The sequence below is a fragment of the Aeromonas sp. Lyrl_2 genome (assembly GCF_051948815.1).
Classification (GTDB): domain Bacteria; phylum Pseudomonadota; class Gammaproteobacteria; order Enterobacterales; family Aeromonadaceae; genus Aeromonas; species Aeromonas veronii.
In genome coordinates, this window is record NZ_JAYJLJ010000016.1 from 1 (window position 1) to 20990 (window position 20990).

Consider the following 20990-nt stretch of genomic DNA (forward strand, 5'->3'; position numbering starts at 1 on the left):
GTTGGCGTGTTCCGCCGTGCTGGTAGGGGCGCATTATAGGGAGCCGCGCCGGGATGACAAGGGCTTTTTGCAAAAATGCATTCATTTGCTGAAAAAGTGAACTGAACGCCCCAAAACAGCCCCTTGGCACCTCTTTTACGCCGCTTTTTTGCTCAACTCTTCGCTTTGTGCCCGGATATAGTTGACCCAGCTGGTTGCCTTCTGCTGCCAGTTATCCTGTTGCTGCAGCTCACGGGCCAGTTCCAGCGCCTGGGCATACTGCTCCTTATTAAGGTGTGCCTGCACCAGCAGCGCTTTGGCACGATTGCCTTGCTCGCCTTTTACCGACTTGATGGCGGCGAGCTGGGTCATGGCAGCATCCGTCTTGCCCTGTTGCAGCAGCAGTTCGGCGGCGCGCATGGCGGCTTTGGGCTGACCGTGCTGGTTGGCGAGCAACTGCCAGCTATCGACCGCTTGTGACCACTCCCGGGCACCTTCCCACAATTGGGCCAGCAGTTGGTGGTTTTCAGCACTTTGCTTCATCTGTCCCTTGGCCATGGCCGCTTCCAGCAGACGGGCACCACGATAAGGCAGCCCTTGCCAGGCATAGAGGCGGATCAGCTGATTGCGGGCAGACGCATCATCCATCAGTTTTCTGTCGATAGCTGTTTGCAGCAGCGCCAACGCCTGATCCCCACGTTTGGCGGAGAGGTTGAGCGATACCGCCTGCTGCCACCATTTGCTCTCTTTGGGTTCGTGGCTGATCAACTCGGCCGCCTGATCGGCAGCCATGCCATAACGTTGCTGAGCGGTGAGAGCAGAGAGACGAATAATGGCGGCCTGCTTCTGCCAACCCTTCTTCAACAACTGTTCGCTCTGACTGGCGGCGTCACCGTACTGCTTGTTGTGGTAATAGAGGCCAGCCAGACGCAGGCGCAGTGCATCGTCTTGCTTCAGCGCCAGCGCCGCCTTGTAGCTGGCGATGGCACCAGACCAGTTGGATTGCTGGGCCTGAATATCGCCGCGCAGTCGCAGCAGCTGGAGCTGTTGCTGCTCGGGCCACTCTTTATAGGCAAGGGCCTGTTCGACGTAGCGGCTCGCCTGGGCGGTCTGTTGCAGGTTGGCCGCCAGCGAGGCTTGCAGCTGCGCCAGCCAGGCACGCTCGGCATCGCTATTTGGCTTGAGGCCGGACGCCTTGCTCTGGGCTTGTTGCCACTGACCGGACTGATAGAGCTTCATCACGGGTTCAAGCTGACGGGAGAAGTGAGGGCTGACCTCCATCGCCAGACAGGCTTGGCCGACCAGGGCAAGCAGACAGATCCAGATCCGCAACATAGTTATGACTCCAGTTTGAATTTGAGCGTGATGACTTGCACCAGCTTGTCGGTAGCGCCCGGTCTCGGCTGATAGCGCCACTTGTTGATCGCCTGAATGGCCGCCCGCTCGAACTGACGCTTGGGCTTGGCCTCGACCACTTCCACATCCTGCACGCCACCTTCAGCATTCACGCTAAAGCGCAGGGTGACGAATCCTTCGATCCCTGACTGCTGGGCACGATAGGGGTAGACCGGCTCGCTCCGTTGCAGCGGCATCAGCATGTCACCGGCACCGATACCCGCCCCCTGCTGCTGGCCGTGATAGTTGCCACTCAATACCGGTGCGGTACTGGTCGCCACTCCGGGGGCATAGACCTGCACCGCGCTGAGGCTGGAAACCAGATCCAGACTCGGCTCAACGGCCGACAACGGGGCAGCTGCGGGCATCGGCAGCGGTGTCGAGGCCAATGCCGCGGGAGGCTCTGGCAGAGGTTCAGGCTCCTGCGGTACCGGACGCTCACGCACCTGCACCTCGGTCACCTCGTTCTGCATATTGATGACGATGGGCTTCTGTTCGCTCGCCACCTTCTCGCCCCGGGGCGGTTCAACCAGCGTGGCCATAAACAGCAGGATGCCCAGACTGAGGGCGATCCCCAGCCCCAGGCTCATCAACTTGTATTTCATTTCGGCGCCACCGCCACGGCGATATTGGCGATACCCGCCGCCTTGGCCTCATCCATCACCCGCACCACCTTGCCGTGGGGCACCCTCTCGTCGGCCTGGATCACCAGGCTGGCATCAGGTTGCTCCGCCAGTAGACGGGCGATGGTGGCCTGTACCCGCTCCACATCGATCTGCTTGCGGTCGAGGAAGATCTGACCCTGAGCCCCGATCGCCAGCATGATGCTGGAGGATTTCTGCGCCTTGGCCTGACTGGCCTGGGGCCGGTGCACCTCGAGCCCGGCTTCGCGCACGAAGGAGGTGGTGACAATAAAGAAGATCAGCATGATGAACACGATATCCAGCATGGGGGTCATGTCGATCTGCACTTCGTCACGCTGGCGTTTGGATTGCCGTCTCATTGCATTACCTTCTCTTCTCGCAGGCCGTCCCGGGTCTTGGCCAGCGCACGCTTGGCTTGACTCTCGAGCCGACTGAGTAACAACACGCCGGAGAGCGCCACCACCATGCCTGCCATGGTGGGGATGGTGGCGCGGGAGATCCCGCCAGCCATGCTCTCCGGGTTAAAACGGTTGGCCGCGGCCAACGCATCGAATACGCCGATCATGCCGGTCACAGTGCCCAGCAACCCCAGCATGGGGCAGAGCACCACCAGGGTGCGGATGAAGATCAGATGACGGTTCAGTTCCAGCTCCGCCTGCGCCAGCCAGCGGCTGCGGATCGCCCGGGCGTGCCAGCTGTGGCGCTCGCTGCGGGCCTGCCAGCGGCCGAGCAGCTGTTGCTGCAAGGGGCCAAAACCCAGATTGAGGTAGAGCAGCCGCTCGATCATCAAAATCCACATCAGCACCAGCAGGGCCAGAATGACCCAGAGCACAGGGCCGCCACGGCCCATGAAACTCTGCAGCTGTTGCCAGATGTCGAGCATCATGCTGCTCGCTCCATCCCGCCGTTATTGCTCTCGGCGCGCTCGGCCAGAATGCCGGCTACCTGCTGCTCCAGCACATTGGAGAGCTCGGTGAAGCGCGATTGCAGCAGGCTGTGGGCCAGGATCAGCGGAATGGCCGCAACCAGACCCTGTACCGTGGTAACCAGCGCCATGGAGATGCCACCCGCCATGATCTTGGGATCGCCGGTGCCAAACTGGGTGATGGCCTGGAAGGTACCGATCATCCCGGTCACGGTACCGAGCAGGCCCAACATGGGGGCTATGGCCGCGATCACCTTGACCATTCCGATGCCGCGCTCCATACGAGGAGTCTCCTGCAGGATCGCCTCATCAAGACGCAGTTCGAGGGTCTCCATGCTCAGCTCGGGGTGTTTGTCTGCCACCGTCAGCACCCGGCCAAGGGCGTTATCAGCGTGATACTCGCCGCTCTTGAGCTGGCGACGAACCCGACCCAGCTCACGAGAGAGACTCCACAGCCGTACCGCAGCAATTCCCAGACCGATAGCGGCCAGCAGCACGATAATGGCGCCGACCTGACCACCTTGCTGTACCTGCTGCCAGAAGGTGGGTGCCTGTGCCAGCATCGCCAGCAGAGTGCCATGAGAAGGATCCAGCGGCAGCGCTTCCCCTTCCTGACCCTGATAAGCCGCAACGGCAGAGAGCACGCTACCGGGCAGACCCAGTACCGGGCTCAAGCCTTCGGCGGTCGGTTGCAGGAAGCCTTCGCTCCCCAGCAGGGCAAAACTGCCAACCCGGGTCAGCGACTGCTCGCTGGCAGCCCCCTGGGCATCGAGCACCTTGCCGTTGAACTGAGCAATCCGGCCAGATTCGCGGATCTCCTGCAGCAGCGTGGCGGGCAGCAGGGCGAGGGCGGCGCGATCCGGCACCTGTTTATCCTGTGCCATGGCTTTCAGCGGGGCGAGACGTTCCGGGTACTGGCCCTCGACGGCGGATTCGCTCAGCAGCTTGACCGCATCGCTGGCGCCCTGACGGGTGACCGCGAAGATCTCGTTCATATCACCGGAGGCTTGCTCCCACTGGGCGTTAAGCTCGACCAGCTGCTTCTCGTTGCTGGCGAACTTGCCGGCCAGCTCCTTGCTCAGGCGCTGGGCCTCAGCCAGTCTGGCGCGGGCAGTGCCGAGCTCCTTGGTAACGGTCGCCAGATCTTGCTGAGCCTGCTGTTCACGAGCCTGTTCCTGCTGCTGCCACTCATCAGCGACAGCGGCATTGGCACCGCAGGAGAGGGCAATAAGGAGGGGGAACCACTTCATGGTGACTCTCATGATTGGGCCTCCTGACTGCGGCTGACAGAGAGGGGGACATTGAGCAACTGGGGAACTTTCTTGTCGGCGGCCACATCCATCGCCTCGGCGATAGGGGAGAGCCACTGGCTGTCGAGGGCTTGCCACTGCTTCGCCTCGGCAGACCAGCGCCATGCCTGACTGCGATCGGCCGTCATCGCCAGCAGGGAGACCCGACCCAGCGCCAGCACATCGACCCGACGCGGAGCACCATCCAGCTCCAGCTCGGCGGAATAGCTGTCCATCCGGCTGCCGTACTCGGCTTCAATCTGATAGGCCTGCAGCAGCTGACGGAATTTCTCTGCCTCGCTAACGTCTGCGCGGGCCAGGGTCGCTTTCAACTGTTCAACCCGCGCCAGCCGATCTTCCTTGCGCAGCGGGATGTCGTTTTGCACCAGCTGTTCCAGATCTGCCTGCATCTGCAACATCAGCGGGATCAAGCCCTGACGGGTCTCTTGCACCGCTTCCAGCTGCTGGCTCAATTTACCCAGCTCATTTTGCTGATCGGCCACCAGAGATTGCATGTAACGGTTGTAGGCTTCGAGGTCACGCAGTTGCAGCTGGGCGTTTTGCAGCTCCAGTCGTGCGGCAACAGCGGCATCGGCGGCTTTTTCCACCCGCTGCTGGGAGGCTTTCCCGGCAGCTATGCTGTTCTTGAGGGCGGGAGCAACCAGCTCATCCCCGACGGCAGCAAAGTGGACTGACAGTGGCAGCAGGGCCACACCCCATAATTTGTTCATTGAAATACATCTTACTAATGATAACTATTATCATTATCTCAAATGCAGGGCGGACTGGCAACGAGAGGATTTTCTTGGCCTTTATGCACAAAAACAGGATAATTTTTAAGCACGCACGGAATAAGTGGCGCCAATAGCCACCGCACAAATATAAATAACGATAAAAAATCTTTTCGATCAGTGTGATAGAGATCGAAAAAGGAGAAAGTAATGCTCAACGATGCGATCTGGGAACATATCGACAAGTTCACCAAGGCAACAAAAACCAGCGATATCCAGCAACTGCTGGAGCGCTTCAGTCATCAAATGGGCTTTGATTACTTTCGGCTGCTGATTATTTTCCCCATCAGCATGCAAAAATCCCACGTGGCACTGTTCAACAACTGTCCGACCACCTGGTTTGACGCCTACAGCGAAAACCAGTATCTGACCCAGGATCCGGTGGTCTATCTGGGGCTGAAACAGACCCAGCCGATCTTCTGGAACAAGCTCGACTGCGACTCGCCCTGGCTGCCCAGCGCCAGCCGCGATGTGATGAACCTGGCGGCTGATTTCGGGGTACGCAATGGCGTCTCCTTTCCGCTGCACACCCCGCAGGGGGAGCACGGCATCCTCTCATTCATCACCAAGGAGAAATCCAACTCCGATCTGATGTTTGAAAATGTTCCGCTGCTGTCATTCTGCGCCAGCTACATCTTCAACTCCGCACTGCAACTGATCAAAAGCAGACCGGATATGATGAAATACCTGACCGAACTGTCGGATCGGGAGAAGGAGTGCCTGTTCTGGGCCAGCGAGGGCAAGACCTCCTGGGAGATCGCCACCATCCTCGGCATCAGTGAGCGGACGGTCAACTTCCACCTGACCCAGGTGACCAACAAGACCGACTCGAAGAATCGCAGTCAGGCCATCGCCAAAGGGATCACCAGCGGCATCATAGTGCCCTCCCTCGACGAGGTCACCATCACCAACCTGCGGCTGTCGTAACCCCTCAGCCGAAACAAAAAGAGCCGCAATTGCGGCTCTTTTTCATTTGAGAGAGTGACTTACTCAACGGTCACTGATTTTGCCAGGTTGCGCGGCTGGTCGACGTCGGTGCCCTTGATCAGGGCAACGTGATAGGAGAGCAGCTGCAGCGGCACGGTATAGACGATGGGGGCGATCACCTCTTCCACATGGTTGAGGTTCATGACCCGCATGGTCTCGTCGCTCTTGAAGCCGGTATCGGCATCGGCGAACACGTAGAGGATACCGCCACGGGCGCGCACCTCTTCCACGTTGGACTTGAGCTTCTCCAGCAGATCGTTGTTCGGCGCCACCACAATGATGGGCATCTCGGCATCGATCAGCGCCAGCGGGCCGTGCTTCAGTTCGCCAGCGGCGTAAGCTTCGGCGTGGATGTAGGAGATCTCTTTGAGCTTGAGCGCCCCCTCCATGGCGATGGGGTACTGGCTGCCACGGCCGAGGAACAGGCTATGCTGCTTGTCGGCAAACTCTTCGGCCAGGGTTTCGATATCCTTGGCCAGCGCCAGACTCTCTTTAATACGCAGCGGCAGGGCTTGCAGCGCCTTGACCAGTTCGGCTTCGGCGGCGGCGCTCAGGTGGCCACGACAGTGACCGACCGAGGCCACCAGCATCAACAGGCCAGCCAGCTGGGTGGTGAACGCCTTGGTGGAGGCTACGCCGATCTCGGCACCGGCACGGGTCATAAAGGCCAGATCCGATTCACGCACCAGCGAGGAGCCCGGCACGTTGCAAATAGCCAGCGAGCTCATGTAGCCGGATTCCTTGGCCAGACGCAGCGCCGCCAGGGTATCGGCGGTCTCGCCACTCTGGGAGAGGGTCACCAGCAGGCTGTTGGGACGCACTACCGATTTGCGATAGCGGAACTCGGAGGCGATCTCCACATCGCAGGAGACGCCAGCGATCTCTTCGAACCAGTAGCGAGCCACCATGCCGGAGTGATAGGAGGTGCCGCAGGCGACGATCTGCACGTGCTCGACCTTGTCAAAGATGGAGCGAGCGCCGTTGCCGAACGATTCGACCACCACGTGATCGCTGCCCAGACGCCCTTCCAGGGTGTTGGTGATCGCTTTGGGTTGCTCGTGGATCTCTTTGAGCATGTAGTGACGGTATTCACCCTTGTCACCGGCATCGTGGGAGAGTTCGGACTCCTGCTCTTCGCGCACCACGGCGTTGCCGTTGTTATCGAAGATATGCACGTCACGGCGGGTCACTTCGGCCACATCACCCTCTTCCAGGAAGATGAAACGACGGGTCACCGGCAGCAGCGCCATCTGGTCGGAGGCGATAAAGTTCTCGCCGATACCGCGGCCGATCACCAGCGGTGAACCGGAGCGGGCCACCACCACGCGGCTGTCGTCGCGGCTGTCCATCACCACGGTACCGTAGGCACCGCGCAGCTGCTTCACCGCAGTCTGCATGGCGGCCAACAGGCTGCCAGCGCTCTTCAGCTCATGATGGACCAGATGGGCAATCACCTCGGTATCGGTGTCTGAGCTGAACACATAACCCAGCGCCTTCAACTCTTCCCGCAGTTCTTCGTGGTTCTCGATGATGCCGTTGTGCACCACCACGATATGCTCGGAAACGTGGGGGTGGGCGTTGCGTTCGGAGGGCTCGCCGTGAGTGGCCCAGCGGGTATGGGCGATGCCGGTACCGCCGTGGACGGACTGCTCGTCGAGCGCCTTGGCCAGCTCGGCCACCTTGCCCAGACGGCGAACCCGCTGCAACGGCTGGTTGGCGCTGAACACGGCCACACCGGCTGAGTCATAACCGCGGTACTCCAGACGGCGCAGGCCCTCTACCAGAATTTCAGCCACATCACGTTGGGCAACAGCCCCGACGATGCCACACATACACTTCTCCTTGAGATGCAAATCGTAAAGTCAGTTGGATGGTTCAGAGCTCGATGTCAGCAAGTGACCGGGGCGCAGATAAGCGTCACCCCCTGGGCTTGAATCTGTTCTCTGGCCTCGCTGGCCAGCCCCTCGTCGGTCACCAGGGTATGGATGCTCGACCAGGGAAGTTCGAGATTGGGGATCTTGCGGCCGATCTTTTCCGATTCGACCATGACAATAACCTCCCGCGACACCTCGGCCATGACGCGCGACAACCCCACCAGCTCGTTGAAGGTGGTGGTGCCACGCTCCGGGTCGATACCGTCGGCACCGATAAATAGCTGGTCGAAGTCGTAGGATCGCAACACCTGTTCCGCCACCTGCCCCTGGAAGGATTCGGAGTGAGGGTCCCAAGTGCCACCGGTCATCAGCAGGGTAGGCTCATTTTCCAGCTCGCGCAGGGCACCGGCCACATTGAGGGAGTTGGTCATCACGATGAGGCCGCGCTTGTTGCCCAGCATGGGGATCATGGCGCTGGTGGTGCTGCCACTGTCGATGATGACGCGGTTGTGATCACGCAGCCGCTCGGCCGCCGCACGGGCAATCGCCAACTTTCGGTTCGAAACTTGTTCAGGATTGGCCTCGACCACCATCTCGCTCGGCAAAGGGACAGCGCCACCGTAACGGCGCAGCAGCAGACCACCGGTCTCCAACACGGCCAGATCTTTACGGATGGTCACTTCGGAGGTAGAAAAGTGTTTGGCGAGGGCGTCGACACTCACTTCACCCTGCTCTTGTACCAGGGTCACTATGGTGTGGCGGCGTTGTTGAGTATTACGTTTGGTCATTTTTAAGTTTCGATTCGAAAGAACATCGAAATATTAGCCCCTTTTTCGGAAAAATAAAACAGCAAATAGGATCCGATTTGGTTCGATGCCAGAATGGGGTGCCAATTTGCGACGAGGATGCCATGCAAAAGAGAGTCATCTGGCTGGTGGAGGATGAGGCCAGCATCGCCGACACCCTGATTTACGCCCTGCAGACCGACGGGTTCGAGGTGGAGTGGTTCATGCTGGGCCAACAGTTGCTGACACGACTGGAACAGACGCGACCCGACTTCCTGATCCTCGATGTGGGGCTGCCCGACATCAGCGGCTTCGAACTCTGCAAGCAGGTGAGGGCGCTGACCGATATTCCCCTGATGTTCCTCACCGCCCGCAGCGAGGAGATAGACCGGCTGATCGGGCTGGAGATCGGTGCCGACGACTATGTGGCCAAACCCTTCTCGCCACGGGAAGTGTGTGCCCGGGTGCGGGTCATCCTGCGCCGCAGCCAGCCCGTCGCCCCCCAGCCCAGCGCCCTGCTGGTACTGGATGAGGAGCGGGCCCGCATTCACTTTCGCGGCCAGCCGCTGGCCCTCACCCGCTACGAATATCTGCTGCTCAAGACCCTGATGCTGGCGCCGGGGCGGGTCTACTCCCGCCAGCAGCTGATGGATCTGGTGTGGCAGGATGCGGAGGAGAGTCTGGATCGCACCGTCGATACCCACATCAAGACCATCCGCGCCAAGCTGCGCGAACATGATCCAGAAGCCAACCTGATCCTCACCCATCGCGGGCTGGGCTACAGCCTGGAGCTGGCATGAGGCTCGGACTGCAACTGCTGTGCGGCCTGCTGCTGATCTTCGCGCTGGCCGCCTGGTTCGTGCTGGAAATCTTCGTCGAGGAGATCAAACCCGGGGTGCGCAGCGCCACCGAGGATACTCTGGTAGACATGACCCAGCTGCTGGCACCGCTCGCGCTCGATGATCTGAAAGAGGGCAATATGATGAACGGGCGGTTGGCCAGCGCCTTCGCCCGCCTCAACCAGAATCCCATCAATGCGATGATCGACGGCCACCTCAAGCAGCAGGCGGAATACCGCATCTATGTCACTGACCAGAAGGGTATGGTGATTTACGACTCCGACGGCACGGATCTGGGCAAGGATTATTCCCGCTGGAACGATGTCTACCGCACCCTGCGCGGCCAATATGGCGCCCGCAGCACCCGCACCGATCCCGACGATGCCGCCAGCTCGACCATGTATGTGGCGGCGCCGCTGCGGGAAGGGGCCGAGATCATCGGCTCCCTCACCGTCGCCAAACCCAATCGCACCCTGATGCCCGCCATCGAGCGCGGGGAACAGGAGCTGCTGCGGGCCGGCGGCCAGATGCTGCTCATCTCGCTGCTGATCGGCAGCCTGCTGGTGTGGTGGCTCAACCGCGCCATCGGCAAGCTGGTGCACTATGCCGACTCGGTCAGCAAGGGGGAGGCGGCACCGCTGCCACGGCTGCACACCGTCGAGCTGGATCGGCTCGGCCGCTCACTGGAGACCATGCGCCACCAGCTCGATGGCAAAAGCTACATCGAAGCCTATGTGCACAGCCTGACCCACGAGCTGAAGAGCCCGCTGGCCGCCATTCGCGGGGCAGGGGAAATTTTGGCCGAAACGCCGCCCCCCGAAGTTGCCAAACGGTTTATCGGCAACATCAATCTGGAAACCGCGCGCATGCAGCAGCTGATCGAGCGAATGCTGCAACTGGCGCGGCTGGAGTCGGGGCAGGGGCTGGATCGCCAGTCGGTGGAACCGGCAAAACTGGGCAAGCGCACCCTCGACGCCCGCCAGATCATCGCCCTGCGCCGTCAGGTGGTGCTGGTAGCCGAGCTGGCCAGCGCGCCGAAACAGAAGTGGGATCCGCTGCTGGTGGAGCAGGCCATCGGCAACCTGTTGGATAACGCCATCGACTTCTCTCCCGCCAACGGGCAGGTCACCCTGAGCGGCAGCCAGCAGGAGGAGGGCTACTGTTTTCGGGTCACCGACAGCGGCCCCGGCATTCCCGACTACGCCCTGCCGCGCATCTTCGAGCGCTTCTACTCCCTGCCGCGCCCGGACAAGGGCAAGAGCAGCGGTCTGGGGCTCAGCTTCGCCCATGAGGTGGCCCACCAGCATGGCGGTCGTCTGACCCTGAGCAACCGGCCAAAGGGAGGCGCGTTGGCGGAACTCTGGCTGCCATTCACCTAGTCCCCCCGCAACTTCACATTCCCCACACAAAGCGGCATTAGACTGCCGCTTTCTCTCATCCATTTGCTCAAGGAAATGCTATGTCCCGCCTGCTTCTCTCCAGCCTGCTGGCTGCCAGTCTGCTCGCAGCCCTGCCTGCCTCCGCCGCCAGCGGCTGCTTTCTCTATGCTGACGGCAACGGCCAGACCCTCTCCAGCGAAGGGGACTGCTCCAGCCAGCTACCGCCCGCGTCCACCTTCAAGATCCCGCTGGCGCTGATGGGTTACGACAGCGGCTATCTGGTGGATGAAGAGCATCCGGCACTGCCTTACAAACCGAGCTATGATGGCTGGCTGCCCGCCTGGCGCGAAACCACTACCCCGCGCCGCTGGGAAACCTACTCGGTGGTCTGGTTCTCCCAGCAGCTCACCGAATGGCTGGGGATGGAGCGCTTCCAGCAATATGTCGACCGCTTCGACTACGGCAATCGGGATCTCTCAGGCAATCCGGGCAAGCATGACGGCCTGACCCAGGCCTGGCTCAGCTCCAGCCTCGCCATCAGTCCGGAGGAGCAGGCCCGCTTCCTCGGCAAGATGCTGAGCGGCAAGCTTCCTGTCTCGGCGCAGACCCTGCAGTACACCGCCAATATCCTCAAGGTGAGCGAGATCGACGGCTGGCAGATCCACGGCAAAACCGGCATGGGCTACCCGAAGAAGCTGGATGGCAGCCTCAACCGCGATCAGCAGATCGGCTGGTTCGTCGGCTGGGCCAGCAAACCGGGCAAACAGCTGATCTTCGTCCATACCGTGGTGCAAAAGCCCGGCAAGCAGTTCGCCTCCCTCAAGGCGAAAGAAGAGGTGCTGGCCGCCCTGCCTGCACAACTTAAAAAGCAATGATCTCGCTTCCCCCCAGATAAACCCCGATAACCACGGTCAGCCCACCAGCGACGGGCTGACCGCCATTCGTAAACGAGACAAACATGAAATTATTTCTATTGCTGCTCTGGCTTCCGGCCAGCATGGCGCTGGCTGCCTGTGATCTCTCCGACCGCCTGACGCGGCAGGGAGAAGTCATCCATGATCGGCTAAACCACCTCGAATGGCAGGCGTGCAGCCTCGGCAGCCAGTGGCAGGAGGGGAAAGGGTGCGTGGGCACACCGGCCCTGCTGACGCTGCTTGAAGCCAAAGATGAAGCTGCCCGCCTTGGCGAGGGGTGGCGACTCCCCACCATCGAGGAGCTCTTCACCCTGCTCGACGAAGATTGCCGGACGCCGATGACAGACCCGCGTTTCTTCTCCGATATCCATGACAACGGGGAAAATGCAGCCCCCTACTGGACCTCCAGCGCCATTGAGGAGATGCCTGAACTGGTCTACTACATCGACTTTATGCACGGGCTGATCGACGGCCACACCGATCGTTTTGCACAAGCCGCCCGACTGGTGCGCTCCCGCCCCTGAACAATCCCACGGCGCCTGATGGCGCCGTTTTTCAACAGTTCACCGCCACTTCACACAAGCCCATCACCACTTCACGCCGGACTGACAGACTCGCTCCATCCAACAAGGAGACGTGTCATGGTCAAACAGATATTCACCCACAAGATCTTTCTGCTGCTGTTGCTCAGCCTGCTGTTGATGGTGCCGGTGCAATCCATCATGGAGCTCAACCTGGAGCGTCAGGCTTACCGCAGTCAGGCCATTCACAGCATCATGGCCAGCAGCAGCGGCCCGCAGCGACTGATGGGGCCCATTATCGTACAGCCCTATACCCGTTCGGTGACGGTCGAGCAGGAGGGCAAGCGCTTCGTCCGTCAGGAGCAGATCTACCGCTACCTGCTGCCGGAGCAACTGGATATCAGGGCCAACATGGAGGTGACCCCGCGCAAGCTGGGCATCTATCAGGCGCAGGTCTACCAGACCCGCCTCACCCTATCCGGCCGCCTGCCCACCCGGCAGAGTTTGCTGAATGACGCGACCTCACCGCTCGGTGAAACCGCCGAGCTGGTGGCGGGCAAACCCTACCTGAGCCTGTTGCTCTCCGATGCCCGCGGCATCAACAGCGTCCCCGAACTGCAACTCGGCACACAGCGGATCCCGTTTGCCCCCGGCGCCCGCCTCGGTGATGCGCTCGCGGGTATCCATGCCCCGATCGACAGCCTGCCGCAGCAGGATGGCACCTTCCATCTGGAGCTCAATCTACAGGGGATGAACGCCCTCGACATAGTGCCGCTGGGCAAGGAGAGCACCCTGCAGCTGGCGGGCAACTGGCCCCATCCCAACTTTATCGGTGACTTTCTGCCGGGTAGTCGCACCCTGAGCCCACAAGGGTTTGAGGCCAACTGGCAAACCAGTTGGTTCGCCAGCGACATGGAGACCCGCTTCAACCGGATGATGAACGGGGGCGATAGCAATCTCTCCACCTTCAGCGTCAGTCTGGTGCAGCCGGTGGATCACTATCAGCTCAACGAACGGGCGGCCAAATATGCCCTGCTGTTTATCGGCCTCACCTTTATCAGCTTCTTCATGTTCGAGCTGCTCAAGGGGCTGAGGGTCCACCCGATCCAGTACGCGCTGGTGGGCATGGGGCTGGCTATCTTCTACCTGGTACTGCTGGCGCTGACCGAGCACCTCGGCTTTGGCTGGGCCTATCTGGTGGCCGCACTGGCCAGCGTACTGCTCAACGGTTTCTACCTCAGTCATGTGCTGGGTGGCCCGAAGCAGGGGATCGGCTTCGCGGCGCTGCTCGGGCTGGTCTATGCCATCCTCTACAGCCTGCTGCAGGCCGAAGAGATCGCCCTGCTGCTCGGCGCCCTGCTCTTGTTCGCCACTCTGGCACTGATCATGATGCTGACCCGCAAGCTCGACTGGTATCAGGTGATGGACTATAGCGCCCCCGCGACCACATGGGCGGCCCCCCAGTCATCGACCAGTGACACCAACCATCAGTCATAAGCCAAAAAAAACCGGCGCCTGATGGCGCCGGTTCTATTTTATTGATCGGGCATCACTTCTTCTTGACCGGACGAGCCCAGTTCTTGATGTGGCGCTGGGGCACCCGGGTGATCACCAGCTCATTCTCGGCCACATCCTTGGTGATGGTGGAACCTGCCCCCAGGGTAGCACCCTTGCCGATACGCACCGGCGCTACCAGCTGGGTATCGGAACCGACGAACACATCATCCTCGATGATGGTCTGGAACTTGTTCACGCCGTCGTAATTGCAGGTGATGGTACCGGCACCGATATTCACTTTGGCACCCACCTCGGCATCCCCCAGATAGGTGAGATGGCCACACTTGGAACCAACCCCCAGACGAGCCTTCTTCATCTCGACGAAGTTGCCGACGTGGGCATCCTGCTCCAGCACGGCACCCGGGCGCAGACGGGCAAACGGGCCGACCGAGCACTGATCCGCCACCTGAGCCCCTTCGACGATGGAGTAAGGCTTCACCTCGGTGTGATCACCAATGACACAATCCTTCAGCACGGCACCGGCACCGATACGTACGTGGTTGCCGAGGGTTACCTTGCCTTCGATGATGACGTTGACATCGATCACCACCTCTTCACCGATCTCGAGGGTTCCGCGCAGATCGAAGCGGGCCGGGTCGATCAGGGTAGCACCGGCGATCATCAGCTTCTCGGCCTGCATCTGCTGGTAGCTGCGCTCAAGGGCAGCCAGCTGCACCCGGTTGTTGGCCCCTTCCACCTCGGCGGCACGCTCCGGATGGACCGCTGCGATCGGGCAGCCATCGCCGTGCGCCATGGCGATCACATCCGTCAGATAGAACTCACCCTGGGCATTCTTGTTGTCGAGACGAGACAACCATTGACGCAACTGGCCCCCATTGGCCACCAGCACGCCGGTATTCACCTCACGGATCGCCAGCTGTTCGGCATTGGCATCCTTCTGCTCGACGATACCGACTACCTGACCATTTTCACGGACGATACGGCCATAGCCGGTAGGATTGTCCAGTACCACGGTCAGCAGTGCCATCCCGTTTTCAGCCTTGGCAGCCAGCAGTCGCTGCAGGGTCTCTGGCTGGATCAGCGGGGTATCGCCGTAGAGCACCAGCACATCGTCTTCATCCTTCCAGAACGGGATGGCCTGGGCGACGGCGTGACCTGTCCCCAACTGCTGGGCTTGCAGCACCCAGTTCACACCGGCCGCCACGATCCGCTCTTTCAGCAGCTCGGCACCGTGACCATAGACCAGATGCAGCTGCTCGGCGCCGACCTGACGGGCAGTATCGATCACATGGGAGACCATGGGTTTATTGGCTACCGGGTGCAGTACCTTGGGCAGAGCGGAACGCATGCGGGTACCTTTACCCGCCGCCAGGATCACGACGTTGAGAGACATGACTTCGACCTTGAACTTGTGTGGAAATACTCGGCGGAGTCTATCCAACGGGTAAAAAAAAAGCGACCCGAAGGTCGCTTTTTACATCACCGTTATTAGCGGTAATTCTTTTTGACGATATCGATAACTCGCAGTTGAGCCATCGCCTTGGCCAGCTCGGTGGCGGCCTGGGCGTAGTCGATATCACCATGGGAGCTGTGGATCCGCTCTTCTGCTGCGCGCTTGGCTTCCTGGGCTTTCGCCTCATCCAAGTCGTCAGCACGAATCGCGGTGTCCGCCAGCACGGTCACGGATTCAGGTTGTACTTCCAGCATACCGCCGGAGATGTACAGCACCTCTTCAGTTCCGTTCTGCTTCACCAAGCGGACCAGGCCCGGCTTGATGGCAGTCAGCAACGGAGCATGACCGTGGCGGAGACCCAACTCACCTTCGGAGCCTGATACCTGAGCGGATTGCACGCGACCGGAAAACAGTTTTCCTTCGGCGCTCACCACGTCCAGGTGAAAGGAGATCATCTCTGCCATGGGCCCTCCTGTCGAGGCTTACAGTTTTTTGGATTTCTCGACGACTTCGTCGATACCGCCAACCATGTAGAACGCCTGCTCGGGCAGATCGTCATACTCGCCTTTCAGGATGCCCTGGAAACCACGAATGGTCTCTTTCAGCGGCACGTATTTACCCGGAGAACCGGTAAACACTTCTGCTACGAAGAACGGCTGGGACAGGAAACGCTCGATCTTACGGGCACGGGCTACGGTCAGTTTGTCTTCTTCTGACAGTTCATCCATACCCAGGATGGCGATGATGTCCTTCAGCTCTTTGTAGCGCTGCAGTACGGTTTGAACGCCACGAGCAGTCTCGTAGTGCTCTTTGCCAACAACCAGCGGATCCAGCTGACGAGAGGTAGAGTCCAGCGGGTCAACGGCCGGGTAGATACCCAGTGCCGCGATTTGACGGGACAGTACGACAGTCGCATCCAGGTGGGCGAAGGTGGTCGCCGGAGACGGGTCAGTCAAGTCATCCGCAGGCACGTAAACGGCCTGTACGGAGGTGATGGAACCGGTCTTGGTGGAGGTGATACGTTCTTGCAGAACCCCCATCTCCTCGGCCAGGGTCGGCTGGTAACCTACTGCGGAAGGCATACGGCCCAGCAGTGCGGATACTTCGGTACCGGCCAGGGTGTAACGGTAGATGTTGTCCACGAAGAACAGCACGTCACGACCCTCGTCACGGAACTTCTCGGCCATGGTCAGGCCGGTCAGCGCAACGCGCAGACGGTTTCCGGGCGGCTCGTTCATCTGACCGTAAACCAGAGATACTTTGTCCAGTACGTTGGACTCCATCATCTCGTGGTAGAAGTCGTTACCCTCACGGGTACGCTCACCTACACCGGCAAACACAGAGTAACCACTGTGTTCGATCGCGATGTTACGGATCAGCTCCATCATGTTTACGGTTTTGCCTACACCGGCACCACCGAACAGACCAACCTTACCACCCTTGGCGAACGGGCATACCAGGTCGATAACCTTGATGCCGGTCTCCAGCAGATCGTTGCTGTTGGACTGATCTTCGTAGCTGGGGGCTGCGCGGTGGATAGACCAGCACTCTTCTTCACCGATCGGACCTTTTTCGTCGATTGGCTCGCCCAGTACGTTCATGATCCGACCCAGAGTCGCAGTACCGACCGGAACCTGGATGGATTTACCGCTATTCACTACTTCCAACCCACGACGCAGACCGTCGGAGGAGCCCATGGTGATGCAACGAACGACGCCGCCACCGATCTGTTGCTGAACTTCCAGCACCAGACCCTGGCCTTGACCTTCGCTAACGACCTTCAGTGCATCGTACACCTGGGGCACGGCATTCTGCGGGAACTCGATGTCCACCACAGCGCCGATGATTTGGACGATGAAACCGTTACTCATGTCAAATCCTCTAAACCTTTGATAACCCTTGCCTTACACCGCAGCAGCACCGGATACGATCTCTGTCAGCTCCTGGGTAATACTGGCCTGACGGGCCTTGTTGTATACCAGTTGCAGATCGTTAATCAGGTTACCGGCGTTGTCAGTCGCGGCTTGCATGGCAACCATTCGGGCTGCCTGTTCACTTGCCAAGTTTTCCACTACACCCTGGTAAACCTGAGATTCGACATAGCGAACCAGCAGGGTATCCAGCAGCTTCTTGGGATCCGGCTCATAGAGGTAATCCCAGTGGTGTTTCTTGGCGAGCTTGCTGTCTTCAGTTACGGGCAAAGGCAGCAGTTGATCGACCCGTGGTTGCTGCACCATGGTGTTGACGAACTTGTTGTACACCAGATACAGCTTGTCAATCTCACCGTTGTCGTAAGCCTTCAGCATGACCTTGACTGAACCAATCAGGTCATTGACGCTCGGACTATCGCCCAGTCCTGCGACATGAGCTTTAACCTTGGCGCCGTGCCGTTCAAAGAAGTTGGAGGCCTTGTTACCGATCAGTGCCAGGTCAACCTTGGCACCTTTCGCGCTCCATTGCTTCATATCATTGAGGGCAGCCTTGAACAGGTTGATGTTCAGACCACCACACAGGCCACGGTCGGTGGAGACGACGATGTAACCCACTCGCTTGACCTCACGTTCGATGAGGTAGGGGTGCTTGTATTCCAAGTTCCCCTGAGCGATATGGCCGATCACCTTGCGCATGGTTTCAGCGTACGGACGGCTGGCAGACATGCGTTCCTGCGCACGGCGCATTTTGCTTGCTGCCACCATTTCCATAGCGCCGGTGATCTTCTGAGTGTTTTTCACACTCCCGATCTTGTTACGTATCTCTTTTGCGCCGGCCATCTCTTACTCTCCATCAAGTGGCAGCTCACGCTGCCACACACGCTTACCAGGTCTGGGTTGCTTTGAAGCTATCCAGCAACGCAGTCAGCTTGCCAACGATCGCGTCGTTGTAGTCGGCTTTGGCATTGATTTCAGCCATCAGCTCGGCATGCTGGGTATTGGCGTAAGAGAGCAGAGCGGCTTCGAAGTCGACGATTTTGTTCAGCTCGACATCGGAGAGATAGCCTTTCTCGGCGGCGAACAGCACCAGAGACTGGTGAGCCACGCTCAGCGGAGAGTACTGCTTCTGCTTCATCAGCTCGGTCACTTTCACACCGTGATCCAGCTGCTTGCGAGTCGCCTCGTCCAGATCGGAAGAGAACTGGGCGAATGCCGCCAGTTCGCGATACTGGGCCAGCGCGGTACGGATACCACCAGACAGCTTCTTGACGATCTTGGTCTGAGCAGCGCCACCTACACGGGATACAGAGATACCCGGGTCAACCGCCGGACGAATACCGGAGTTGAACAGCTGTGAAGTCAGGAAGATCTGACCATCGGTGATGGAGATCACGTTGGTCGGAACGAACGCAGATACGTCACCCGCCTGGGTTTCGATGATCGGCAGAGCGGTCAAAGAACCGGTCTTGCCTTTCACTTCACCCTTGGTGAACTTCTCTACGTACTCGGCGTTAACGCGAGCAGCACGCTCCAGCAGACGGGAGTGCAGATAGAAAACGTCACCCGGGTAGGCTTCACGTCCTGGCGGACGGCGCAGCAGCAGGGAGATCTGGCGATAAGCTACGGCCTGCTTGGACAGGTCATCATAGATGATCAGCGCGTCTTCACCGCGGTCACGGAAGTACTCACCCATGGAGCAACCGGCATACGGAGCCAGGTACTGCAGAGCAGCCGCTTCGGAGGCAGAGGCAACCACCACGATGGTGTTGGCCAGGGCACCGTGCTCTTCCAGCTTGCGCACCACGTTGGCGATGGTGGAGGCCTTCTGGCCAATCGCAACGTAGACACACTTAATGCCGGAATCTTTCTGGTTGATGATGGTGTCGATCGCGATGGCGGTCTTACCAACCTGACGGTCACCGATGATCAGCTCACGCTGGCCACGACCGATAGGGATCATGGCATCGATGGCTTTCAGACCGGTCTGGACCGGCTGGTCAACAGACTTACGCTCGATAACGCCCGGTGCGATCACTTCGATCGGCGAGAAGCCGTCGTTGTCGATCGGACCTTTACCGTCGATCGGCTGACCCAGGGTGTTCAACACCCGGCCCAACAGACCACGACCTACCGGCACTTCCAGAATACGGCCAGTACCTTTTACTTTCATTCCTTCTGACAGACCGTCATAGGAACCCATAATCACCGCACCGACGGAGTCACGCTCCAGGTTCAATGCCAGAGCGTAGCGGTTGCCCGGCAGCTCGATCATCTCACCTTGCATGGCATCAGCCAGGCCGTGAATACGAATGATACCGTCGCTCACAGAGACGATAGTACCTTCGTTACGCGCTTCGCTCTTTACATCAAACTGCGCAATGCGCTGCTTGATCAGCTCGGCGATTTCAGTGGAATTCAGTTGCATGCTCTAATACCCCAATCAAGATTGCAGCGCGTCAGCCATGCGATCCAGCTTACCGCGGACTGTGCCGTCGATTACCAGATCACCGGCCTTGATGAGCACCCCGGCCATCAAGGACGCATCGATGCTGCAATTCAGCTTCACTTTGCGCGCGAGACGTTGTTCCAGAGAAGCCTGAATATTGGCTTTCTGCTGGTCGGTCAGTTCGATCGCCGAAATCACGTCAGCCTGAACCTCTTTATCCAGTTCAGCTTTGAACGCTACAAATTCAGCAACGACCGCCGGCAGCACACCCAAGCGACCATTCTCGGCCATCACCCGGATCAGGTTCTGGCCATGCACGTCGAGTTGCTCACCGCAGACACCGACAAACAGCGTTGCCAGCTCTTCGGCGGCCACAGAGCCGTTTACCAGGTTGTGCATGGTCTCGTTTTCCACTACTTGCGCAGCGAAACCGAGCATACCCAGCCACTGGTCAACCGCCTTGTGCTCAACGGCAAACTCGAAAGCAGCCTTGGCGTAGGGGCGAGCGATTGTAGTCAGTTCAGACATAGCCCCGTTCCCGTTACAGTTCTGCTACCAGTTTGTCGACGATGTCGCTGTTGGCAGCCTGGTCGATTTGACGCGCCAGGATCTTCTCTGCACCAGCAATGGCAAGAGCAGCAACCTGCTTACGCAGTTCTTCTTTGGCACGATGACGTTCAGCTTCGATCTCGGCACGGCCCTGAGCCAGGATTTTTTCCCGCTCAGACTGGGCACCAGCGGCAGCTTCATCAATGATCTGGGCTTTACGTTTGTTAGCCTGCTCAATGATTTCAGCAGCCTGCAGCTTGGCTTCTTTCAGCTGATCGGTGGCGTTGGCCTTGGCCAAATCCAGATCTTTCTTGGCACGTTCGGCAGAAGAGAGACCGTCAGCAATAGCTTTCTGACGGGCTTCGATGGCTGCAATCAGCGGCGGCCATACGTACTTCATGCAAAACACTACGAAGAAGAAAAAAGCAATTGCTTGGCCGAGGAGGGTGGCATTGATATTCACAGCCGATGTCCTCTTAAGTTAGTTAATGGGTTATGCCTGGAGAGTCGTAACGACTTAGCCAGCAACCGCAAACATCACGTACAGACCCAGACCAACGGCGATCATCGGGATCGCATCCACCAGACCCATTACGATGAAGAACTGGGTACGCAGAACAGGGATCAGATCCGGTTGACGAGCAGCACCTTCCAGGAACTTGCCACCCAGGATACCGATACCGATGGAAGCGCCGATAGCAGCCAGACCCATCATCATTGCAGCAGCGATGTACAGCAGGTCCATGTTCAAGTTTTCCATGAGGATCTCCA

22 protein-coding genes are annotated in these 20990 nt (G+C 59.4%); 6 read left to right on the forward strand and 16 right to left on the reverse strand.

Annotated elements, in window-relative coordinates:
* Positions 1-135 precede the first annotated feature (135 nt).
* Genes VF684_RS14400 through VF684_RS14425 form a run of 6 tightly spaced genes read right to left on the reverse strand, consistent with a single transcriptional unit; the run spans position 136 to position 4963 of the window.
* A complete protein-coding gene (locus VF684_RS14400; RefSeq protein ID WP_139440404.1) occupies positions 136-1314 on the reverse strand; it encodes a hypothetical protein in 1179 nt (392 codons plus the stop codon).
* Positions 1315-1316: 2 nt separating this feature from the next.
* Positions 1317-1979 carry an energy transducer TonB gene (locus tag VF684_RS14405; protein WP_139440403.1) on the reverse strand — a complete coding sequence of 221 codons (663 nt, stop codon included), beginning with the start codon at positions 1977-1979 and terminating at the stop codon, positions 1317-1319.
* On the reverse strand, positions 1976-2377 hold the full coding sequence (locus VF684_RS14410) for an ExbD/TolR family protein (RefSeq protein WP_005339369.1): 402 nt from the start codon (positions 2375-2377) through the stop codon (positions 1976-1978). The genes VF684_RS14405 and VF684_RS14410 overlap by 4 nt, the downstream gene beginning before the upstream one ends.
* Complete coding sequence (locus tag VF684_RS14415; RefSeq protein ID WP_005339367.1) at positions 2374-2904, reverse strand: MotA/TolQ/ExbB proton channel family protein; 531 nt, start codon at positions 2902-2904, stop codon at positions 2374-2376. Before VF684_RS14415 ends, VF684_RS14410 begins: the two co-directional genes overlap by 4 nt.
* Positions 2901-4205, reverse strand: coding sequence for a MotA/TolQ/ExbB proton channel family protein (locus VF684_RS14420; RefSeq protein WP_139440402.1), 1305 nt, complete (start codon positions 4203-4205; stop codon positions 2901-2903). Before VF684_RS14420 ends, VF684_RS14415 begins: the two co-directional genes overlap by 4 nt.
* The gene (locus tag VF684_RS14425) at positions 4202-4963 is read right to left on the reverse strand and encodes a DUF3450 domain-containing protein (RefSeq protein ID WP_162516110.1); all 762 of its coding nucleotides are present in this window, start codon (positions 4961-4963) and stop codon (positions 4202-4204) included. The genes VF684_RS14420 and VF684_RS14425 overlap by 4 nt, the downstream gene beginning before the upstream one ends.
* A gap of 210 nt (positions 4964-5173) precedes the next feature.
* Between VF684_RS14425 and VF684_RS14430 the strand changes: the two genes are divergently transcribed.
* The gene (locus tag VF684_RS14430; protein ID WP_005357256.1) at positions 5174-5950 is read left to right on the forward strand and encodes a helix-turn-helix transcriptional regulator; all 777 of its coding nucleotides are present in this window, start codon (positions 5174-5176) and stop codon (positions 5948-5950) included.
* Positions 5951-6009: 59 nt separating this feature from the next.
* Here the strand turns inward: VF684_RS14430 and glmS are convergent, their stop codons facing one another.
* On the reverse strand, positions 6010-7842 hold the full coding sequence (glmS, locus tag VF684_RS14435) for a glutamine--fructose-6-phosphate transaminase (isomerizing) (RefSeq protein ID WP_139440401.1): 1833 nt from the start codon (positions 7840-7842) through the stop codon (positions 6010-6012).
* Between the two features lie 56 nt (positions 7843-7898).
* Positions 7899-8672, reverse strand: a complete 774-nt coding sequence (locus tag VF684_RS14440; RefSeq protein ID WP_005339356.1) for a DeoR/GlpR family DNA-binding transcription regulator — start codon at positions 8670-8672, stop codon at positions 7899-7901.
* A gap of 122 nt (positions 8673-8794) precedes the next feature.
* Here VF684_RS14440 and blrA point away from each other — a divergent pair, with 122 nt between their 5' ends.
* The 5 genes from blrA to creD all read left to right on the forward strand — a co-directional run bounded on the left by blrA (position 8795) and on the right by creD (position 13819).
* A complete protein-coding gene (gene blrA, locus VF684_RS14445; protein WP_013724228.1) occupies positions 8795-9469 on the forward strand; it encodes a beta-lactam response regulator transcription factor BlrA in 675 nt (224 codons plus the stop codon).
* Complete coding sequence (blrB, locus tag VF684_RS14450) at positions 9466-10887, forward strand: beta-lactam sensor histidine kinase BlrB (protein WP_139440400.1); 1422 nt, start codon at positions 9466-9468, stop codon at positions 10885-10887. Before blrA ends, blrB begins: the two co-directional genes overlap by 4 nt.
* A gap of 80 nt (positions 10888-10967) precedes the next feature.
* Positions 10968-11762, forward strand: coding sequence for an OXA-12 family class D beta-lactamase (blaOXA, locus tag VF684_RS14455; RefSeq protein ID WP_139440399.1), 795 nt, complete (start codon positions 10968-10970; stop codon positions 11760-11762).
* Between the two features lie 83 nt (positions 11763-11845).
* Positions 11846-12325, forward strand: coding sequence for a DUF1566 domain-containing protein (locus VF684_RS14460; RefSeq protein WP_440174318.1), 480 nt, complete (start codon positions 11846-11848; stop codon positions 12323-12325).
* A gap of 117 nt (positions 12326-12442) precedes the next feature.
* On the forward strand, positions 12443-13819 hold the full coding sequence (gene creD, locus VF684_RS14465) for a cell envelope integrity protein CreD (protein ID WP_139440397.1): 1377 nt from the start codon (positions 12443-12445) through the stop codon (positions 13817-13819).
* Positions 13820-13871: 52 nt separating this feature from the next.
* Here creD and glmU read toward each other — a convergent pair whose 3' ends face one another.
* The 8 genes from glmU to atpE all read right to left on the reverse strand — a co-directional run bounded on the left by glmU (position 13872) and on the right by atpE (position 20979).
* On the reverse strand, positions 13872-15233 hold the full coding sequence (glmU, locus tag VF684_RS14470; RefSeq protein ID WP_106844466.1) for a bifunctional UDP-N-acetylglucosamine diphosphorylase/glucosamine-1-phosphate N-acetyltransferase GlmU: 1362 nt from the start codon (positions 15231-15233) through the stop codon (positions 13872-13874).
* Positions 15234-15328: 95 nt separating this feature from the next.
* Entirely contained in the window at positions 15329-15757 is a 429-nt protein-coding gene (locus VF684_RS14475; RefSeq protein WP_005339345.1) for a F0F1 ATP synthase subunit epsilon, read from the reverse strand.
* Positions 15758-15775: 18 nt separating this feature from the next.
* Positions 15776-17164, reverse strand: coding sequence for a F0F1 ATP synthase subunit beta (gene atpD / locus VF684_RS14480; RefSeq protein ID WP_005339344.1), 1389 nt, complete (start codon positions 17162-17164; stop codon positions 15776-15778).
* Between the two features lie 33 nt (positions 17165-17197).
* A complete protein-coding gene (gene atpG / locus VF684_RS14485) occupies positions 17198-18064 on the reverse strand; it encodes a F0F1 ATP synthase subunit gamma (RefSeq protein ID WP_005339343.1) in 867 nt (288 codons plus the stop codon).
* A gap of 43 nt (positions 18065-18107) precedes the next feature.
* Positions 18108-19649: a F0F1 ATP synthase subunit alpha gene (gene atpA, locus VF684_RS14490; RefSeq protein ID WP_005339342.1), complete on the reverse strand. Its 1542-nt coding sequence runs from the start codon at positions 19647-19649 to the stop codon at positions 18108-18110.
* Between the two features lie 15 nt (positions 19650-19664).
* Positions 19665-20198 carry a F0F1 ATP synthase subunit delta gene (gene atpH / locus VF684_RS14495; RefSeq protein ID WP_005339341.1) on the reverse strand — a complete coding sequence of 178 codons (534 nt, stop codon included), beginning with the start codon at positions 20196-20198 and terminating at the stop codon, positions 19665-19667.
* A gap of 13 nt (positions 20199-20211) precedes the next feature.
* Positions 20212-20682, reverse strand: coding sequence for a F0F1 ATP synthase subunit B (gene atpF, locus VF684_RS14500; protein ID WP_005339336.1), 471 nt, complete (start codon positions 20680-20682; stop codon positions 20212-20214).
* A gap of 54 nt (positions 20683-20736) precedes the next feature.
* Positions 20737-20979 (reverse strand): F0F1 ATP synthase subunit C, encoded by a 243-nt coding sequence (atpE, locus tag VF684_RS14505; RefSeq protein WP_005307205.1) that lies wholly within the window; start codon positions 20977-20979, stop codon positions 20737-20739.
* Positions 20980-20990: the final 11 nt, after the last annotated feature.

What these genes read in the sequence shown, in the direction of transcription:
- VF684_RS14410 (WP_005339369.1), bottom strand. Translation starts at nt 2,377, where the DNA reads ATGAGACGGCAATCCAAACGCCAGCGTGACGAAGTGCAGATCGACATG.
- VF684_RS14425 (WP_162516110.1), bottom strand. Translation starts at nt 4,963, where the DNA reads ATGAACAAATTATGGGGTGTGGCCCTGCTGCCACTGTCAGTCCACTTT.
- atpE (WP_005307205.1), bottom strand. Translation starts at nt 20,979, where the DNA reads ATGGAAAACTTGAACATGGACCTGCTGTACATCGCTGCTGCAATGATG.
- VF684_RS14460 (WP_440174318.1), top strand. Translation starts at nt 11,846, where the DNA reads ATGAAATTATTTCTATTGCTGCTCTGGCTTCCGGCCAGCATGGCGCTG.
- glmU (WP_106844466.1), bottom strand. Translation starts at nt 15,233, where the DNA reads ATGTCTCTCAACGTCGTGATCCTGGCGGCGGGTAAAGGTACCCGCATG.
- VF684_RS14400 (WP_139440404.1), bottom strand. Translation starts at nt 1,314, where the DNA reads ATGTTGCGGATCTGGATCTGTCTGCTTGCCCTGGTCGGCCAAGCCTGT.
- VF684_RS14405 (WP_139440403.1), bottom strand. Translation starts at nt 1,979, where the DNA reads ATGAAATACAAGTTGATGAGCCTGGGGCTGGGGATCGCCCTCAGTCTG.
- atpA (WP_005339342.1), bottom strand. Translation starts at nt 19,649, where the DNA reads ATGCAACTGAATTCCACTGAAATCGCCGAGCTGATCAAGCAGCGCATT.
- atpD (WP_005339344.1), bottom strand. Translation starts at nt 17,164, where the DNA reads ATGAGTAACGGTTTCATCGTCCAAATCATCGGCGCTGTGGTGGACATC.
- glmS (WP_139440401.1), bottom strand. Translation starts at nt 7,842, where the DNA reads ATGTGTGGCATCGTCGGGGCTGTTGCCCAACGTGATGTGGCTGAAATT.
- VF684_RS14440 (WP_005339356.1), bottom strand. Translation starts at nt 8,672, where the DNA reads ATGACCAAACGTAATACTCAACAACGCCGCCACACCATAGTGACCCTG.
- atpG (WP_005339343.1), bottom strand. Translation starts at nt 18,064, where the DNA reads ATGGCCGGCGCAAAAGAGATACGTAACAAGATCGGGAGTGTGAAAAAC.
- blrB (WP_139440400.1), top strand. Translation starts at nt 9,466, where the DNA reads ATGAGGCTCGGACTGCAACTGCTGTGCGGCCTGCTGCTGATCTTCGCG.
- blaOXA (WP_139440399.1), top strand. Translation starts at nt 10,968, where the DNA reads ATGTCCCGCCTGCTTCTCTCCAGCCTGCTGGCTGCCAGTCTGCTCGCA.
- creD (WP_139440397.1), top strand. Translation starts at nt 12,443, where the DNA reads ATGGTCAAACAGATATTCACCCACAAGATCTTTCTGCTGCTGTTGCTC.
- VF684_RS14430 (WP_005357256.1), top strand. Translation starts at nt 5,174, where the DNA reads ATGCTCAACGATGCGATCTGGGAACATATCGACAAGTTCACCAAGGCA.
- blrA (WP_013724228.1), top strand. Translation starts at nt 8,795, where the DNA reads ATGCAAAAGAGAGTCATCTGGCTGGTGGAGGATGAGGCCAGCATCGCC.
- VF684_RS14475 (WP_005339345.1), bottom strand. Translation starts at nt 15,757, where the DNA reads ATGGCAGAGATGATCTCCTTTCACCTGGACGTGGTGAGCGCCGAAGGA.
- VF684_RS14420 (WP_139440402.1), bottom strand. Translation starts at nt 4,205, where the DNA reads ATGAGAGTCACCATGAAGTGGTTCCCCCTCCTTATTGCCCTCTCCTGC.
- atpH (WP_005339341.1), bottom strand. Translation starts at nt 20,198, where the DNA reads ATGTCTGAACTGACTACAATCGCTCGCCCCTACGCCAAGGCTGCTTTC.
- VF684_RS14415 (WP_005339367.1), bottom strand. Translation starts at nt 2,904, where the DNA reads ATGATGCTCGACATCTGGCAACAGCTGCAGAGTTTCATGGGCCGTGGC.